The sequence below is a fragment of the Burkholderia sp. Bp9012 genome (genome assembly GCF_003853825.1).
GTDB lineage: Bacteria > Pseudomonadota > Gammaproteobacteria > Burkholderiales > Burkholderiaceae > Burkholderia > Burkholderia diffusa.
This window is the reverse complement of sequence record NZ_QTQA01000007.1, coordinates 126,545-144,753: the sequence shown is the minus strand read 5'-3', so window position 1 is coordinate 144,753 and position 18,209 is coordinate 126,545. Positions and strand designations below refer to the sequence as shown.

The 18,209-nt window shown below is 68.1% G+C and carries 14 protein-coding genes; 10 read left to right on the top strand and 4 right to left on the bottom strand.

Annotated features, from left to right (window positions below; genetic code table 11):
- Positions 1-172: 172 nt before the first annotated feature.
- Together DIE11_RS36265 and DIE11_RS11795 are read right to left on the bottom strand one after the other, a co-directional pair.
- On the bottom strand, positions 173-469 hold the full coding sequence (locus DIE11_RS36265) for a hypothetical protein (protein WP_185633744.1): 297 nt from the start codon (positions 467-469) through the stop codon (positions 173-175).
- A 143-nt stretch (positions 470-612) separates the two neighbouring features.
- Complete coding sequence (locus DIE11_RS11795) at positions 613-1,095, bottom strand: Lrp/AsnC family transcriptional regulator (RefSeq protein WP_006755380.1); 483 nt, start codon at positions 1,093-1,095, stop codon at positions 613-615.
- A 285-nt stretch (positions 1,096-1,380) separates the two neighbouring features.
- Between DIE11_RS11795 and DIE11_RS11790 the strand changes: the two genes are divergently transcribed.
- From DIE11_RS11790 to DIE11_RS11775, 4 genes are all read left to right on the top strand, one after another.
- Positions 1,381-2,028 carry a LysE family translocator gene (locus DIE11_RS11790; RefSeq protein ID WP_124623856.1) on the top strand — a complete coding sequence of 216 codons (648 nt, stop codon included), beginning with the start codon at positions 1,381-1,383 and terminating at the stop codon, positions 2,026-2,028.
- A 124-nt stretch (positions 2,029-2,152) separates the two neighbouring features.
- Positions 2,153-3,328: a voltage-gated potassium channel protein gene (kch, locus tag DIE11_RS11785; RefSeq protein WP_124623853.1), complete on the top strand. Its 1,176-nt coding sequence runs from the start codon at positions 2,153-2,155 to the stop codon at positions 3,326-3,328.
- Positions 3,329-3,365: 37 nt separating this feature from the next.
- Positions 3,366-3,797 carry a YqaA family protein gene (locus DIE11_RS11780; protein WP_124623851.1) on the top strand — a complete coding sequence of 144 codons (432 nt, stop codon included), beginning with the start codon at positions 3,366-3,368 and terminating at the stop codon, positions 3,795-3,797.
- Positions 3,798-3,936: 139 nt separating this feature from the next.
- Entirely contained in the window at positions 3,937-5,919 is a 1,983-nt protein-coding gene (locus DIE11_RS11775) for a methyl-accepting chemotaxis protein (protein WP_124623848.1), read from the top strand.
- Between the two features lie 39 nt (positions 5,920-5,958).
- Here the strand turns inward: DIE11_RS11775 and DIE11_RS11770 are convergent, their stop codons facing one another.
- On the bottom strand, positions 5,959-7,611 hold the full coding sequence (locus DIE11_RS11770) for an acyl-CoA synthetase (protein ID WP_124623845.1): 1,653 nt from the start codon (positions 7,609-7,611) through the stop codon (positions 5,959-5,961).
- A gap of 168 nt (positions 7,612-7,779) precedes the next feature.
- Here DIE11_RS11770 and DIE11_RS11765 point away from each other — a divergent pair, with 168 nt between their 5' ends.
- The 6 genes from DIE11_RS11765 to DIE11_RS11740 all read left to right on the top strand — a co-directional run bounded on the left by DIE11_RS11765 (position 7,780) and on the right by DIE11_RS11740 (position 16,963).
- The gene (locus DIE11_RS11765) at positions 7,780-8,547 is read left to right on the top strand and encodes a Crp/Fnr family transcriptional regulator (protein WP_124623842.1); all 768 of its coding nucleotides are present in this window, start codon (positions 7,780-7,782) and stop codon (positions 8,545-8,547) included.
- 228 nt (positions 8,548-8,775) lie between these two features.
- Positions 8,776-12,024 carry an efflux RND transporter permease subunit gene (locus DIE11_RS11760; RefSeq protein ID WP_124623839.1) on the top strand — a complete coding sequence of 1,083 codons (3,249 nt, stop codon included), beginning with the start codon at positions 8,776-8,778 and terminating at the stop codon, positions 12,022-12,024.
- 33 nt (positions 12,025-12,057) lie between these two features.
- On the top strand, positions 12,058-13,290 hold the full coding sequence (locus tag DIE11_RS11755; RefSeq protein WP_124623836.1) for an efflux RND transporter periplasmic adaptor subunit: 1,233 nt from the start codon (positions 12,058-12,060) through the stop codon (positions 13,288-13,290).
- Between the two features lie 5 nt (positions 13,291-13,295).
- Entirely contained in the window at positions 13,296-14,801 is a 1,506-nt protein-coding gene (locus tag DIE11_RS11750; protein ID WP_124624141.1) for an efflux transporter outer membrane subunit, read from the top strand.
- 21 nt (positions 14,802-14,822) lie between these two features.
- Complete coding sequence (locus tag DIE11_RS11745; RefSeq protein ID WP_059599382.1) at positions 14,823-15,518, top strand: heavy metal response regulator transcription factor; 696 nt, start codon at positions 14,823-14,825, stop codon at positions 15,516-15,518.
- On the top strand, positions 15,515-16,963 hold the full coding sequence (locus DIE11_RS11740) for a heavy metal sensor histidine kinase (protein WP_124623833.1): 1,449 nt from the start codon (positions 15,515-15,517) through the stop codon (positions 16,961-16,963). The genes DIE11_RS11745 and DIE11_RS11740 overlap by 4 nt, the downstream gene beginning before the upstream one ends.
- 75 nt (positions 16,964-17,038) lie before the next feature.
- On the opposite strand, the gene DIE11_RS11735 is transcribed toward DIE11_RS11740, so the two are convergent.
- Positions 17,039-18,079 carry a helix-turn-helix domain-containing protein gene (locus DIE11_RS11735; RefSeq protein ID WP_124623830.1) on the bottom strand — a complete coding sequence of 347 codons (1,041 nt, stop codon included), beginning with the start codon at positions 18,077-18,079 and terminating at the stop codon, positions 17,039-17,041.
- Between the last annotated feature and the right edge of the window lie 130 nt (positions 18,080-18,209).

Genomic DNA, 18,209 nt, shown 5'->3' with positions numbered 1-18,209 from the left:
GTCCCTCAATGCGCGGCCGTGCTCGCCACGGCCTCGTTACGCCTGTCCGCCACGCGGAAGCAGGCGCAATTCATGTTGCGCAGCAGCAACAGAAATTGTCAGTAATTCTCATATAACGAAATCGCATTTCACAACGCGGCGACACTTCTCTATCATTAGGGTTATCCCTAACTCACCACCTACATGGGGCTTCGTCATGCAAACGTCTAATGTCTCCGATCGTTCCACCCAATCCGCTGGCTGGCTCGCACGTGTTGGCGAGCTGCTTGCAGAAGCATGGGCACTGCACCTCGAGAACTGCGAAGTCATCGCTGAAGCGCACGCACGCCTGCCGCGCTGAGCGCAGCGTCACGCCGCCGGCCGGCGGCACGCCATCCGTCCGACCGCCTGCCGGGAAGCGCACCGCAAGGCCGCCGCGCCCGGCATCGGCGTGACGGATGAAGGCCGCAAAAGCCAGCAGAAGATTCATCCGTTTTACCGCCCCGCAGGCATTGCTCGCCTGTTTCCGGCTCCGGGCCGCGCCCACTGGACGCGACAGCCCGATTACCGCTCTGCTTCGGCACAACCGCGCATCTCGTCGTCACGACGATCCACGGCCCATCTCCCCTGTCGTCACACCTGAATCGACGGCACGTCTTTCATGCACCGCAGCGCGAACATCGAGCGGCTATGGCGGATGCTCGAAATCCGGTACAGCTTCTCGCGCAGGAAGCGCTCATAGCCGGCCGTGCCGTCCACCGCGACCTTGATCCAGTAGTCGTATTCGCCCGACACGAGGTAGGCCTCGAGCACTTCGGGCAGCGCCGCGAGTTCGGCGCCGAAACGCGCGAGTGCGTCGTCCTCGTGGCGATCGAGCGTGACTTCGAGGATCACGATGTCCGCGTAGCCGAGCATGCGCTGGTTGACCAGCGCGACGTAGCCGTCGATGTAACCGTCGAGCTCGAGCTGCCGCGTGCGGTTCCAGCATGCGGTGGTCGACATGCCGATCTGTTCGGCCAGTTCGGCGTTCGACAGACGCGCGTTCTTTTGCAGTGCACCGAGGATCTTGCGGTCCTGGTTGTCGAGGGTTTTCGGCGTGCGTTCGCGGGTAGCCATGACGTAAAGAATTTTCTACTGGAAATCGGCATTCTATCTGAACAGGATTCCAGTTTCGGGCGTGCTTTACTGGAAAACAGGAAGCCTTTTAACCGGCTCGCTTGATACATTTTCTCCATGCCTGTTGTCCGGCACGCTCCCCGCGACAACCCCTTCGCACCGGGACGCACGACCGCAATCACGAGTTGCGGCGCCGGACACGCAGGCATGCAATGTCCCGCCTCCCGCGCGCCTATCCGGCTGCACGGGCCGGCGCCTGATCCTTCGTTTTCCGCACCTCCCGTCATGTCGTTCAGGCTCTATCTGTCGTTCCTCGCTGCGTCCGCCGTCCTCATCTACGCCCCTGGCCCCGTCAACCTCCTCACGATGAACCAGGCATTGCGCACCGGCTGGCGCCGCGCGCTGCCGTGCGTATGGGGCGGCACGCTCGCCGTGCTGCTGCAGCTCGCGCTGACCGCGCTGTGCCTGAATTCGCTGGTCCATCTCGACGAGCACGCGCTGAACGTGCTGCGCTGGGCCGGCGCCGCCTACCTCGTGTGGCTCGGCGGCAAGCAATGGCTAGGCCGCGCGCAGCTCACCGCGCCCGCCGCGTCGACCCAGCCCGGCAGCGCCGCACCCGACGACACCGACAGCGGACGCGCGCTGTTCTGGCGCGGCCTCGCCACCTCCGGCCTGAATCCGAAGACGCTGCTGTTCTTTCCGTCGTTCTTTCCGCAGTTCATCGTTCCGAGCGCAGACTGGAGCCTGAACGCGCAGTTCCTGCTGCTCGCGACGTCCTTCGCGCTGCTGTTCGCCGGTGGCATTGCGTCGATGGCGCTCTTCTCGCACCGGCTGAGCCATGCGCTGCAGCGTCCGGCGCGGATGCGCGCGATGAACCGGGTGACCGGCGGGCTGCTGGTCGGCATGGGCGCGATCATGGTCGGCTGGAACTGAGACCGCGCGGCCGCACGCGCAGGTGCCGGGTCACCCGCGCGCCCCGCGAAAAAGCAGCCGATCGCCGAATGCTTTAGGGTAGCGCCTGGTTCGTTGGACATGCCCGGCTCGCCCGGGTGATTGCATGAAGCACGTCACTACCCGCCTGCGGCGGCTGTTCGCGCCGATCGGCATGCACTGGTATCTCGCTCTCCTCCTCGCGCTCGATGCACTGATGGTGCTGCGCCCCGTCGTCGCCCATGCGAAGCTCGGCGTGCATCGTGCGTGGCTCACCGATGCGCTGAATCTCGTCGATAACGCCGGCCTCGTCGTGCTGCCGCAGGTCGTCGTCGCGACCGGCCTCGCGACGATGGCCATCGGCATCGTGCTGCGTGCGCGCGTCGCGTGGGTGCTGTCGATCCTGCTGCTGGTCGCGGCCGCCGCGATCAGCATCCTCGGCGGCTACCGCAGCAACGCGGTGTTCGTGTACACGGCCGTGCTGGCCGTCACGCTGATCTACTACTGGCGCCATTTCGACCGCGCGAGCGTCGCCGCGAGCAGCCTGTTCGCGCTGCTCAGCATCGTGTCGCTGTTGATCTACGCGACCTTCGGCGTGCTGTATCTCGGCGACGAATTCACGCCGCCGGTCCACGACCTCGCCACTGCCGTCTACTTCTCGATCGTGTCGATGTCGACGGTCGGCTACGGCGACATCGTGCCGCACGCGCCCACCGCGCGCCTCTTCACCGCATCGGTGATCGTGCTCGGCATCACGGTGTTCGCGACGTCGATCAGCGCGGTTGTCGGGCCGGTGATCGGCGGCAACCTGAAACGGATCGTCAAGGGAGGCATTTCGAACGTGATCCGCAAGCATCATTTCCTGATCGTCGGCGCGACGCCCGTCGCGCATGCAGTGCACGAGGGGCTGCGCAAGCGCGGCTACGCCGTGACCGTCATCGTGCCGGCCGGCGTCGAGCACAACTATGCGGTCGGGACCGACCTGATCGTCGGCGACGCCACCGACCACGCGGTGCTGGAAAGCGCTGGCGCGGCAACGGCCCGCGCGGTGCTCGCGCTGCGTTCCGACGATGCCGAGAATGCGTTCATCATCCTCGCGATCCGCGAGATCGCGTCGACGGTGCGTACCGTCGCGCTCGTGAACCAGCAACGCAACCTCGAGCGGCTGCGCCTGCTGAAGCCGGACATGGTGTTCTCGCCGCAGCAGCTCGCGGGCGAACTGCTCGCCAGCACGCTCAACGACGAACCGGTCGACAAGTCGGTGATCTCGCACCTGCTGTTCGGCACCGACGCCGCCGCGTGACCGGTGCCGGCCGACGCGCGGCCGGTACAATCGCGCGATGTCCGAATTGCTCACTTACGGCGGCCTGTTCGCCGTGTCGATGGTCGCCGCGACCCTGCTTCCGCTCCAGTCCGAAGCCGTGCTCGCCGGCCTGCTGCTCGCCGGACGCGAGCCCATGTGGGCGCTGCTGCTGGTCGCGAGCGTCGGCAACGTCGCGGGCTCGGTGGTCAACTGGGCGCTCGGCCGCGGCATCGAGCACTTCCGCGACCGCCGCTGGTTCCCGGTCAAGCCGGCCGCGCTCGCGCGCGCCGAGCGCTGGTATGCGCGCTACGGCCGCTGGTCGCTGCTGCTGAGCTGGGCGCCGGTGGTCGGCGATCCGCTGACGATGGTCGCCGGCGTGCTCCGCGAACCGCTGCCGACCTTCCTCGCGATCGTCACGATCGCGAAGGTCGGGCGGTATCTGGCCGTCGCGTGGCTCGTGATGCACTGACGCTGCCCGCCTGCGTCGGGCGAGCCTGCCCACCCCCTCCGGCTTCGCACCGCTAAAGAATTCACCGAAGCTGCCGTATTCCTTACGGTATGCGGTGGCGCGTGCGTTCCGCCTCTCTCCCTCTCGACTCAGGATTCCTATGAGATTGACCCAATTGGGCCGGGCGAGCGTCGGCGCGCGCCTCGCCGCGCTGGCGTGCGTGCTCGTCGCGCTGCTGTTTACCGCCTTCGCATGGGCGCTCGCCCATTTCGCCGGCCAGCAACTCGCCGACGAGGCCCATGCGCGCATCGCGGACAAGGAGCAGTCGATCCGTGCGATGGTCGAAATGTTCGACAAGGCGCTGTCCGCCGAAGCCACCCGCGCGATGGCGCTGTTCGCCAGTTACCTGCCGGCCGATTTCGCGCTCGACCCGGCCCGCACCGTCGACATCGGCGGCGTCGCCGCGCCGACACTGTCCGCGGGCGGCCAGCCGCTCGACCTCGATTACGCGATTCCCGACCAGTTCCTGAAGAAAAGCGGCGCGATCGCGACGATCTTCGCGCGCGACGGCGACGATTTCGTCCGCATCACGACGTCGCTGAAGAAGCAGGACGGCTCGCGCGCGGTCGGCACGCGCCTCGATCGCGCGGGCCCCGCCTACGCGCCGCTCGTCGCCGGACGCAGCTATACGGGCCTCGCGAAACTGTTCGGCCGGCCGTACATCACGCAGTACAAGCCCGTCACCGACGCGACGGGTCGCGTGATCGGCGCGCTGTTCGTCGGCCTCGACGTCGGTGCCGAACTGCAAGTCGTGCAGGACGGCATCCGGGCGTTGAAGATCGGAGAAAACGGCTATTACTTCGTGCTCGATGCGTCGCCGGGTACATCGCGCGGCACCTTCGTCGTCCATCCCGACGCGGCCGGCCAGCGCGCGGACGACGCGCGCGCGCCGTACACGCAGATGCTCGCCGCCGGCCAGGGCCGGCTCGCTTACACGTCGGCCGATCCGGCCGCGCACGACGCCGCGCCCAGCGCCAAATTCGTGTCGTTCACGACGATTCCGCAATGGCAGTGGCTGGTCGGCGGCATCGCGCTCGACGACGAACTGCTGGCGGGCATGCGCACCGTCCGCAACCGTTTCCTGATGATCGCGGCCGTGCTCGTCGCGGCGTTCGCGGCGTTGTTCCTCGTCGTCGTGCGACGCGTGGTGAGCCGACCGCTCGATGCGGCGGCGCGTGCATCGGAACGCTTCGCGTCCGGCGACCTCAGCATCCGCATCCGCGACGGCGCCGCCGCGCGCGGCGCGGCGGGCAACGACGAGATCGGCCGGCTCGTGCAGGCGGTCGACGGAATCGGCGACGGCCTCGCGCGGATCGTCGCGCAGGTGCGCAGCAGCTCGTCCGACATCGCGCGCGGCACGGTCGGCATCGCGGCCGGCAGCGGCGACATCGCGGCGCGGATCGCGACGCAGGCAAGCAGCGTCGAACAGACGGCAGCCAGCATGGAGCAGATCACGGCCGCCGTGCAGCAGAACGCGGAACACGCGGCGCAGGCGAACGCGCTGGTCGCCGACGCATCGGCCGCCGCGACCGACGGCGACACGGCGGTGCAACGCGTGGTCGCGACGATGGACGACATCGGCCGTGCGACGCGCCGGATCGCCGACATCACCGGCACGATCGAAGGCATCGCGTTCCAGACCAATATCCTGGCGCTGAACGCTGCCGTCGAGGCCGCGCGCGCGGGCGAGCATGGCAAGGGCTTCGCGGTGGTCGCGGCCGAAGTGCGCACACTCGCGCAGCGCAGCGCGGCCGCGGTCAAGGAAATCGACGCGCTGAGCGCCGAATCGTCGACGACCGTCGAACAGGGCTATCGGATCGCGGACGCCGCGCGCGGCACGATGCGCGACATCGTCCAGCGCGTCGATCAGGTCAGCACGCTGATCGGCGAGATCAGCGCCGCGTCGCGCGAGCAATCGACCGGCATCGAGCAGGTGAATCAGGCCATCACGCAGATCGGCGAGGCGACGCAGCAGAACGCGACGCTGATCTCGGATGCCGAACGCGCGGCCGTCGCGTTGCGCGACCAGGCCGCGCAACTGTCGGAAGCCGTCAGCGTGTTCCGGCTGGCCCGCGACGCGTGACGCACGACGAACGGCCGGGCAACTGCCCGGTCGCGTCGATTACTTCTTGTCCCCGGCCAGGTCGATCGCCTTGTCCGACCCGACCGCGTTGCGCAGCTGGAATTTCTGGATCTTGCCGGTCGACGTCTTCGGCAACTCACCGAAGCGCACGACCTTCGGCACCTTGAAACCCGCGAGCAACTGCCGGCAGTGCGCGACGATTTCCTCCTCGGTCGCGCTCATGCCGTGGCGCAGCTCGACGAACGCGCACGGCACCTCGCCCCATTTCGGGTCAGGCATCGCGACCACCGCCGCGACCTCGACGGCCGGATGCCGGTACAGCGCGTCCTCGACCTCGATGCTCGAGATGTTCTCGCCGCCGGAAATGATGATGTCCTTGCGGCGATCCTTGATGCGGATATAGCCGTCCGGCGTCAGCACGCCGAGATCGCCCGTATGGAACCAGCCACCGTGGAATGCCTCGTCCGTCGCGTGCGGGTTCTTCAGGTAACCCTTCATGCAGATGTTGCCGCGGAACATGATCTCGCCGAGCGTCTCGCCGTCGGCCGGCACCGGCGCCATCGTGTCCGGGTCGAGCACCGTCGCGCCCGCTTCCAGGTGATAGCGCACGCCCTGCCGCGCATTGAGCCGCGCGCGCTCGTCGTCGGGCAGTTCGTCCCAGTGCGCCTGCTTCGCGCACACGGTCGCCGGGCCGTAGACCTCGGTCAGTCCGTACACGTGCAGCAGGTCGAAGCCGATCTCCTTCATCTTCGCGATCACGGCCGGCGCGGGCGCGGCACCGGCGACCATCGCGTGCACCGTGTGATCGATGCCCGCGCGGAACTCGGCCGGTGCATTCGCCATCGCGCTCTGCACGATCGGCGCGCCGCAGTAATGCGTGATGCGTTCGCGGCGGATCAGGTCGAACACCGTCTTCGCGTCGAACTTGCGCAGGCAGACGTTCACGCCCGCGCGCGCCGCGACCGCCCACGGGAAGCACCAGCCGTTGCAATGGAACATCGGCAGCGTCCAGAGATACACCGCGTGCTTCGGCATGTCCCATTCGAGGATGTTGCTGATCGCCGCGAGATACGCGCCGCGATGGTGATAGACGACGCCCTTCGGGTCGCCGGTCGTGCCGGACGTGTAGTTCAGCGCGATCGCCTCCCACTCGTCGGCGGGGGGCGTCCATGCGTAGTCCGGGTCGCCGCCCGCGACGAACGCTTCGTAGTCGGTCGCGCCCGCGAAGCGCGCGGGGTCGGCAGGCATCGCGTCGGCGACGCTGACGATCTTCAGGCCCGGCACTTCGAGCGCCGCGCGATGCGCGAGCTCCGCGTATTCGGTGTCGACGATCAGCACCTTCGCTTCGCCGTGACGCAGCATGAACAGCACCGACGAAATGTCGAGCCGCGTGTTGATCGTGTTCAGCACGGCGCCGGCCATCGGTACGCCGAAGTGGGCCTCGACCATCGCCGGGATGTTCGGCAGCAGCGCCGCGACCGTCTCGCCGCGCGCGACGCCGGCCCGCGCGAGCGCGCTCGCGAGCTGCTTCGCGCGCTTGTAGGTCTCGCCCCACGTGCGCCGCACGTCGCCGTGCACGATCGCGAGGCGCTCGCCGTAGACTTCGGCCGCGCGGACCAGAAAGTCGATCGGCGTGAGCGGCACGTAGTTGGCCTCGCGGCGGCCGAGTCCGGCCTCGAACATCTGCGTCATGATCCTGTCTCCCGTTTTCTGCCGGCCGGCGTGCATGCACCCCGATCGGTTTTGATGTGGTTCAATTGCCGATAGCCTAACGGGCGCTATTGTGAGCCGTCTGTCATCGAAACGACAGAGTGCCCGATGAACGCTGCGCGTTATCCCTATCCTCGCAAACCCGCACCCATGCACGATCACTCCGTTGCGCCGCCCGACGCGGCCGCTCCGCCGGACCACTCGCCGGCCAACCCGCCGGCCGACCCGGGCCCGTTGCCCGCCCTGTCCGCGCTGTTCAGCCAGTGCGCGTGGTTCCGCGCGCTGGCGCCGGAACACCAGGCGCTGGTGCTCGCGCAGTCCCATGCGGAACGGCACGAAGCCGGCGACGTGATCGCGCAGCGGCTCGCGCCGTCCGAATACTGGATCGGCGTGCATCGCGGACTGCTCAAGCTGGCGATCTTCAACGCGTCGGGGCGCGGCTGCACGTTTTCCGGCGTGCCGTCGGGTGGCTGGTTCGGCGAAGGCAGCGTGATCAAGCGCGAGCTGCGCAAGTATGAAGTCGTCGCCGTCCAGCGCTCGATCGTGCTGTTCGTCCCGGTCGACACGTTCCATGCGCTGCTCGACACCAGCCTGCCGTTCACGCGCTTCGTGATCCATCAATTGAACAACCGGATGGGCGAGTTCATCGCGTCGATCCAGAACAGCCGGCTGCTCGACGTCGACGCGCGCGTCGCGCAGGCGCTCGCGCAGTTGTTCAACCCCGCGCTGTACCCGGACACCGGTCCGTCCCTCGCGATCTCGCAGGAGGAACTGGGGATGCTCGTCGGCGTGTCGCGGCAGCGGATCAACCAGGCGTTGCAGCAGCTCGAGAAACTCGGCGTGCTGCGGCTCGCGTACAACCAGATCGAGGTCGTCGATCTGGCCGCGCTGGCGCGGGTCGGGATGGAACAGATCTGAGCGACGCCGGATGAGTGGAACCGTCGTCGATGCGGCATCCGCATGCGGTACGGCGGCGGTTTCCGGGTGCCTGCGCCCGCGCGCCTTTCATCCGATGAATCGGCCTTTCGTCACCCCGCCCCAACCTGACAATTCCGCCAGTTTCGCGCCAGTGACCCGTTCCGCCCCGACGCCTATCATTCGGGTTCCCTTCACCGACGCCTGATCACCGCCTGTCCCGCTGCCTCCATGTGGATCGTCAATCTCGCGCTCAGGCGCCCCTACACGTTCATCGTGATGGCCATCATGATCGTGCTGGCCACCCCGCTTGCGCTGATGCGCACGCCTGTCGACGTCCTGCCGGCGGTCAACATTCCCGTCATCAGCGTGATCTGGAATTACAACGGCTTCTCCGCGAAGGAGATGACCAACCGGATCACGGCCGTCCATGAACGGATCCTGACGACGACCGTCAACAACATCCAGCACATCGAGTCGACCTCGCTGCCCGGCATCGCGGTGGTGAAAGTGTTCCTGCAGCCCGGCGCGAACGTTCAGACGGCGATCGCGCAGACGGTCTCGTCCGCGCAGGCGATCGTGCGGCAGATGCCGCAGGGCGCGACGCCGCCGCTCGTGATCACCTATTCCGCGTCGAGCATCCCGGTGATTCAGCTCGGGTTATCCAGCAAGACACTCAGCGAACAGTCGCTCGCCGACATCGCGCTCAACTTCCTGCGCCCGCAACTGATCACGATCCCGGGCGCGCAGATCCCGTTTCCGTACGGCGGCCGCACGCGCGTGGTCGCGATCGACCTCGACCCGCAGGCGCTGCTCGCGAAGGGCCTCACGCCCGCCGACATCGTCAACGCGGTCAACGCGCAGAACCTCGTGCTGCCGACCGGCACCGCGAAGATGGGCCAGACCGAATACCGGATCGACACGAACGCGTCGGCCGACACGGTCGCCGACATCAACGGCCTGCCGGTGCAAACCGTCAACGGCGCGACGACCTACCTGCGCGAAGTCGCGTCGGTGCGCGACGGCTTCGCGCCGCAGACCAACGTCGTGCGCCAGAACGGCCAGCGCGGCGTGCTGATGTCGATCCTGAAGACCGGCGACGCGTCGACGCTGAAGGTCGTGTCGGACCTGAAGGCGTTGCTGCCGAAGGTGATTCCGACGCTGCCCGAAGGGCTCACGATCACGCCGCTGTTCGACCAGTCGGTGTTCGTCAACGCCGCCGTGCAGGGTGTGATCCGCGAGGCGCTGATCGCGGCCGTGCTGACCGCGATGATGATCCTGCTGTTCCTCGGCAACTGGCGCAGCACGCTGATCATCGCGATCTCGATTCCGCTGTCGATCTTCACGTCGCTGATCGCGCTCTCCGCGCTCGGCGAGACCATCAACATCATGACGCTCGGCGGGCTCGCGCTCGCGGTGGGGATCCTGGTCGACGACGCGACCGTCACGATCGAGAACATCGAGCGGCACCTGCATCTCGGCACGCGCCGGACCGACCCTGGCGAGCCGGGCAGCCCCCTCGGGGGGCAGCGACCGGAGGGCGCGCCGGGGTCCTCGTCGAGCACCAACCTGCACGATGCGATTCTCGAAGGCGCGGGCGAGATCGCGGTGCCCGCGTTCGTATCGACGCTGTGCATCTGCATCGTGTTCGTGCCGATGTTCTTCCTGACGGGCGTTGCGCGCTTCCTGTTCGTGCCGCTCGCCGAAGCCGTGGTGTTCGCGATGCTCGCGTCCTACGTGCTGTCGCGCACGCTCGTGCCGACGCTCGCGATGCTGCTGTTCCGCCCGCAGCAGGCCACCACCGGCCCCGACCACTCGACGTCGCGTTTCGCGCGCCTCCATCACGCGTTCAATGCCGCGTTCGAGCGGCTGCGCACGTGGTACATCGTGCTGCTCAGCATCCTGCTGGTGCGCCGCCGCTTCTACGCGACGTGCTTCCTCGGCTTCTGCGTGCTGTCGACCGGCCTCGTGTTCGTGCTCGGCCGCGACTTCTTCCCGAACGCCGATTCCGGCAACATCCGGCTGCACATGCGCGCACCGACCGGCTACCGGATCGAGGAAACCGCGCGCCTCGCCGACCAGGTCGAGCGCGTGATCCGCGAAGCCGTGCCGCCAGACGAACTCGGCGCGATCGTCGACAACCTCGGGCTGCCGGTGAGCGGCATCAACCTGTCGTACAGCAACAGCGGCACGATCGGCACGCTCGACGGCGAACTGATGATCGCGCTGAAGCCCGGCCATCGCTCGACCCAGCACTACGTGCAGACGCTGCGCACGCTGCTGCCGCAGCGCTTCCCCGGCGTCGAGTTCTTCTTCCAGCCGTCGGACATCATCACGCAGATCCTCAACTTCGGTCAGCCGGCCGCGATCGACGTGCAGGTGCTCGGCAACGATCTCGCGAGTAACATGGCTATCGCGAGCAGCCTGATGAAAAAGATCAGGCAAATCCCCGGCACCGTCGACGTGCACGTGCTGCAGCGCAACGACGAACCGACCCTGGTGGCCGACATGGACCGTACGCGCATGCAGCAGCTCAGCCTCTCCGCGCAAAACGTCGCGCAGAACATGCTGATCTCGCTGTCCGGCAGTTCCCAGACGACCCCGTCGTTCTGGATCAACCCGCGCACCGGCGTCCAGTACCCGCTGCAGATCCAGACCCCGCAATACAACATCGCGTCGATCGACGACCTGCTCGGCACGCCGATTTCCGCGAGCGGGCGCACGGGCATGCCGCTGCAGTTGCTCGGCAACCTCGTGCAGATCCACCCCGTCTCGAACCCGGCCGTGATCACGCATTACAACATCCGCCCGGCGATCGACCTGTACGTGAGCGTCGAGGGCCGTGACCTCGGCTCGGTCGCGGGCGCGATCGACCGGATCGTGTCCGACGCGCGCGCGACGCTGCCGCGCGGCACCGACCTCACGGTGCGCGGCCAGGTCGAGACGATGCGCACGTCGTACATCGGTCTCGGCGCGGGCGTCGCGATGGCGATCGTGCTCGTCTACCTGCTGATCGTCGTGAATTTCCAGTCGTGGCTCGATCCGCTGATCATCATCAGCGCGATGCCTGCCGCGCTCGCCGGCATCGCGTGGATGCTGTTCATCACCGGCACGCACCTGAGCGTGCCCGCGCTGACGGGCGCGATCATGACGGTGGGCGTCGCGACCGCGAACAGCATCCTGGTCGTGTCGTTCGCGCGCCAACGCCTCGCCGCCGGCGCACCGCCGCTCACGGCCGCGCTCGAGGCCGGCGCGACGCGGATCCGCCCGGTGCTGATGACGGCGCTCGCGATGATCATCGGGATGGTGCCGATGGCGCTCGGTCTCGGCGAAGGCGCCGAGCAGAACGCGCCGCTCGGCCGCGCGGTGATCGGCGGCCTGCTGTTCGCCACCGTTTCGACGCTGCTGTTCGTGCCGCTCGTGTTCGGCGGCGTGCATTCGCGACTGGCCCACCGGCGCGTGCGCCAGGCCGGACGCTGACTTTCGCCCCTAGCCTCTAGACCTGGTCAATTCATGGAAGAGAAACATCACAGCTCCGTCGGCATCCAGGTGGACGAACACGGCATGCACCTGCCGACGCGCACGTCGGTGTCGCGGCGCGGGCGGATCGTGCTGATCGTGGTCGGCGTGCTGCTGGCCGCGGGCGCCGCGCGCACGATCGTCGTCAACGTGCTGAACCGCAACCGGCTCGACGCAGTGGCCGAGCAGAACACGCGCCAGTACGTGAACGTCGTGCATCCGGTCGATGCGGCCACCGGCGGCAAGCTCACGCTGCCCGGCACGCTGCGCGGCTTCGTCGAAGCGCCGATCTATGCGCGCGCGAGCGGCTACGTGCTGCGCTGGCAGGCCGACATCGGCGCGCACGTGAAGCAGGGGCAACTGCTCGCCGAGCTCGACACGCCCGAGCTCAACCAGGAACTCGCGCAGGCCACCGCGCAGCGTCAGCAGGCGCAGGCCGCGCTCGCGCTCGCGAAGACGTCGTTCGACCGCGCGCAGCAACTGCGCCAGCGCGATGCGGTGTCGCAGCAGGAACTCGACGACCGGCAAGGCGCGTTCAACCAGGGCAGCGCGAACCTCGCGGCGGCCGATGCGAACATGCGCCGGCTCACCGAACTGAAGGGCTTCCAGCGCATCGTCGCGCCGATCGACGGGATCGTCACGCAGCGCAACGTCGACGTCGGCGACCTCGTCAGTTCCGGCAACGCGGGCCGCTCGCTGTTCACGGTCGTGCAGGCCGACCGGCTGCGCCTGTATGTGCAGGTGCCGCAGGCGTATGCGCAGCAAATCAAGGTCGGCCAGCACGTAAGCGTCGCGCAGGCCGAGCTGCCTGGCCAGACCTTCGACGGCACGATCACGCGCACGTCCCAGGCAATCGACGTCGCGACGCGCTCGCTGCAGATCGAGATCACGCTGCCGAACCCGGACGGACGGCTGCTGCCCGGCGCATACGTGCAGGCGACGCTGCCGATGACGCCGGTCGGCCGCCTGCAGATTCCGGCCAACACGCTGCTGTTCCGCGCCGAAGGGCCGACCGTCGCGACCGTCGACGCGAACGGCCAGGTGCGCCTGAAGGCGGTGACGATCGCGCGCACGATCGGGCAGACGCTCGAAGTGGACGGCCCGCTCACGCCGAATGACCGCCTCGTCGCGAACCCGAGCGATGCGCTCGCGAACGGCGACACCGTCATCGTGCAAGCGCCGCCGGTCGTGAAGCCGGCGTCCGCCGCCGCGGGAGCGAAGTCGTGAGCGCGATGCGCGCCCGCCTGCGCCCCGCCGCGCTCCTGGCCGCCGTCGCGGTCGCGGCCCTTGCCGGCTGCACGGTCGGCCCCGACTACCGGCGCCCCGCCGTCGAGACGCCGGCCGCCTGGCGGCTCGACCCGGCAGACGCGTACTGGCACCCGGCCGCGCCGGCCCGTGCGCCGCTCGATCCGGCCTGGTGGACCGCCTTCGGCGACGCGCAGCTGGACGCGCTCGAAGCCGACGCATTGCGCAACAACCAGAACCTGAAGGCCGTCGCCGCACGCTACGACCAGGCAAAGGCGACGCTCGCGTCGGTCGCGTCCGCGCAGTATCCGGCCGTCGGCCTGAACGCAAGCGGCCAGCGCTTCAAGATCTCCGCCGACCGGCCGCAGACCAACTACGCGACGCGGAGCACGTCGACCGTGCAGAACGACATCCAGGTCGGTGCGAGCGCCAGCTATGAACTCGACCTGTTCGGCCGCGTGCGGCGCAGCGTCGAATCCGCGCAGGCCAGCTCCGAGCAGGCGCGCGACGATTTCGCGAACGCGCGCCTCGTGCTGACCGCCGATCTCGCGTCGAGCTACTTCGCGCTGCGCGAGCTCGACACCGAGATCGACGTCGTCAAGCGCTCGATCGACCTGCAGCAGAAGGCGCTCGACTACGTGAGCGCGCGCCACGACCTCGGTGCGGTGTCCGGCCTCGATCTGCTGCAGCAACGCGCGCAGCTCGACGCGACGCGCACCCAGGCACAGCTGCTGATCCAGCAGCGCGCGCAGGTCGAAACCGCGATCGCGACGCTGGTCGGCACGCCGGCCCCCGAATTCTCGCTGCCGCCGCGCGTGGTGGCGATCAACGCGCCTGCGCTGCCGACCGGGATGCCCAGCGACCTGCTGCAGCGGCGCCCCGACGTCGCGTCGGCCGAACGCGCGATGGCGGCCGCGAACGCGCAGATCGGCGTCGCGCGCGCCGCGTATTTCCCGCGCATCACGCTGTCGCCGGACATCGGCTGGGATGCGACGCGCTTCGCGGGCCTGTTCACCGTGCCGGCGCTGCTGTGGTCAGTCGGCGCGTCGGTCAGCCAGCCGCTGTTCGAAGGTGGCAAGCTGAAGGCCGGCGTCGATTTCGCGCAGGCCGGCTACGTGGCCGCGCAGGCCAGCTACCGGCAGACCGTGCTCACCGCGTTCCAGGAGGTGCAAAATGCGGTGACGGGCCTGGCGGTGCTGGCCGAAGCCGCGCAGCAGGCGTCAGCGGCCGTCGACGACGCGCGCAAGCTCGTGTCGCTCGCACAGGACCGCTACGCGGGCGGTCTCACGCCGTTCATCGACGTGCTGACCGCCCAGCAGCAGTTGCTGACGAGCGAGCGCCAGGCCGTGCAGATTCAGGGCCAGCGCGCGGCGCTCGTCGTGTTTCTCGCGAAGGCGCTCGGCGGCGGCTGGGACGGCGGCGCGACTGGCGGCGCCACGCCGACCGACGTCGCGACGGCAAACCTCCCGCGCGCCGCGAGCGTCGGCCCCTAACCCGGTTACAAGGACAAACCCATGAAAGTCCTGATCGTCGAAGACGAACCGAAAGTCGTCGAATACCTGAAGAGCGGCCTCACCGAGGAAGGCTGGGTCGTCGACACCGCGCTCGACGGCGAGGACGGCGCGTGGAAGGCCGTCGAATTCGAATACGACGTGGTCGTGCTCGACGTGATGCTGCCGAAGCTCGACGGCTTCGGCGTGCTGCGCGCGTTGCGCGCGCAGAAGCAGACGCCCGTGATCATGCTGACCGCGCGCGACCGCGTCGATGATCGCGTGCGCGGACTGCGCGGCGGCGCCGACGACTACCTGACCAAGCCCTTCTCGTTCCTCGAGCTGATCGAGCGGCTGCGCGCGCTGACGCGCCGCGCGCGTGTGCAGGAATCGACGCTGATCTCGATCGGCGACCTGCGCGTCGACCTGATCGGCCGGCGCGCGTCCCGCGACGGCACGCGCCTCGACCTGACCGCGCAGGAATTCCAGCTGCTCGGCGTGCTCGCGCGGCGCAGCGGCGAGGTGCTGTCGAAGACGACGATCGCCGAACTCGTATGGGACGTGAACTTCGACAGCAACGCGAACGTCGTCGAGACTGCGATCAAGCGCCTGCGCGCGAAGCTCGACGGCCCGTTCGCGGAGAAGCTGCTGCACACGATCCGCGGCATGGGCTACGTGCTCGAGGCGCGCGAGGACGCCGACAACGAGAGGCACGCATGAAACGCTCGATCACCCTGCGTCTGTCGGCGATGTTCGGCATCGTGTCGCTGCTCGTGTTCACGCTGGTCGGCTGCGGGCTGTTCGTGATGATGGAGCGCCAGCTGTTTGCCGAGCTGCGCGCGACGATCGACACGCGCGCGAAGGTCGCGCAGATGATCGTGTCGCACGCGACCACGGCCGCGCGCGGCCGCCTGATGCAGGAAAAGCTCGCCGATCTCGAGCCGCCCGACGGGTCGACGCGTTACCAGATCGACAGCCCCGACGCCGCCTTCCGCTTCGGTCATCCGGTCGACGGCATGCCCGTCGGCAAGCCGTTCGGTGCGTTCCAGCAGTACGCGCTCAACCACAGCAGCTACGACGTGATGACGAAGACCGTCCCGATCGCAGGCAGCGGCGAGCGCCCCGATCTGAAGCTGATCGTCGCGTCGTCGTGCGAGCGTACGCAGCGGATGCTGCGCCGTTTCGTATGGACGCTCGCGGCGCTGATCGCGATCGCCACCGTCATCACGCTGCTGCTGGGCCGCGCGGTCGCGCGCTTCGGGCTCGCGCCGCTCGAACGGCTGTCGCAGGACGCGGCGGCGATCAACGCCACCAACCGCCGCCAGCGGTTGCACACCGACGCGCTGCCGACCGAGCTGCGCGATCTGGCCGCATCGTTCAACGGCGCCCTCGAGCGCATCCAGCAGACCTACGCGCGGCTCGAGGCGTTCAACGCGGACGTCGCGCACGAGTTGCGCACGCCGATCAGCATCCTGATCGGCCAGACCCAGGTCGCGCTGACGAGCCGCGACCGCTCGGTCGACCGGATGCGCCAGACGCTGCAGTCGAACCTCGAGGAATTCGAACGGCTGCGCGTCATCATCAACGACATGCTGTTCCTGTCGCGCAGCGATCGCGGCGAGCGCGCGACCGACCTGAAGCACGTGTCGCTCGCCGACGAAGTGCGGCGCATGCTCGACTTCCTCGAGATTCCGCTGGACGAAGCGCAGTTGCGCGCCGAACTGCACGGCGATGCGCACGCAGCCGTCGACCCGTCGCTGTTCCGCCGCGCGATGACCAACCTGCTGATCAACGCGATCCAGCATTCGGCGCCCGGCGCGACGCTGAACGTGACGATCACGCCGCGCGACACGCTCGTCGACGTGTCGGTTGCCAACCCCGGCGAACCGATCGACCCCGTGCAGCGCTCGCACGTGTTCGAGCGCTTCTACCGGCTCGAGGAAGCGCGCGCGAACAGCAAGGAGAACCACGGGCTCGGACTGTCGATCGTCAAGGCCGTCGCGGAGATGCACGGCGGCAGCGTGTTCGTCGCGTGCTCCGGCGGCGTCAATACGTTCGGCTTCTCGGTGTCGACGCAGCTGTGCAGCGTCGGCCCGCTGCGCGCGGCCGACGCGGGCGACCGGCCCGCGCTGCGGCCGGCGCCCGCGCCGCGCGCGGTGCACTGACGGCGCCCGCGCCTGTCGGATGCCCCAAACGCGCCTGAGCGGCGCCTGCCTGCCGCGAACGCGGCCCGGGACGCGTCACACGCGTGGCTTGCTGCCCTGCTCGCGCCACGCCCGCGGCGACATCGCAAACCGCTCGCGGAACACGCGGCTGAAATGCGACATGTCGTTGAATCCCCAGCGCAACGCGATGTCGGACACGCGCAGCATCGCGCATTGCGGATTCACGAGATCCTGCGCGCACCGCTCGAGCCGCAGGTTCCATACGTAACGCATCAGCGACGTGTTCTCCGCCTCGAACAGCTTGTTGATGTAGTGCGACGAAATGCCGATCGACCGCTCGATCATCATCGGGTTCAGCTCCGGGTCGCGCAGGTGCTCGAGCAGATGCCGCTTCACCCGCGTCAGCGTCAACGCCTTCATCCTTGATTGCGCGAGGTCGTTGCGCTGCAAGCCCCCGACCGTCATCGCGATCAGCGAGATCGCGGTATCCGACAACTGCCGCATCTCGTCCTCGGACACGTTACGGATCTGCGACGACATCTGCTCGAGAAACGCGCGCATGACGCTGCCGACACCCTCCCCGGTTTGCGTCGGGCACGCCGTACGGTGCTCCATTCCGACGACGAGCTGGTTCAGGGTCGTGCGGGGAATGCTGACGACGATCTCGCGCCACGACTGGCCGAACGTCAGGTGGTGAGGCCGTGTCGCGTCGTAGATCGCGAAATCCCCGGGGTGCAGCGTGACGATCTTGCCGTCCTGCTCGACCGATTGGCTGCCCTCGAGCATCAATACTCCGAAATACTTGTCCTCGTACTCGCTCCGCGCCTGGCGATAACGCCGGATCACGGCCTGCTCGCTTGCGTAGATCTCAGAGATGCGCATCTTTTCGCATCTACGCTGCCGAACCTGGCCGAAGAAATCGGCTTTCTGCACGGCCGCGATCTGCACGTCCGCGAACAAGCGCAGAATCGTCTCGCGCCAGAATTCGATACGCTGGCTGATCGAGCCGTTGGTCGCCACCTCGATTGCCGAATTCGTTCGTTCGCCCGGCGGGCTGTCGGAGTCCAAGCCGGGCGCGTCGCCGCTTGCGGCGCGCGGGAAAGGACGCATCGTCATGGTCGTGCCCCACATGGGTTGGCAAATACGCAGCCGGTAGCGTGCCCGTTCAAAAGCACATTGTCCAATCGATTCCGCCGTGCCCGCCGCGTTGCCGGCCGGACCGACACGCAGCGCGGCGGCGAGGCTC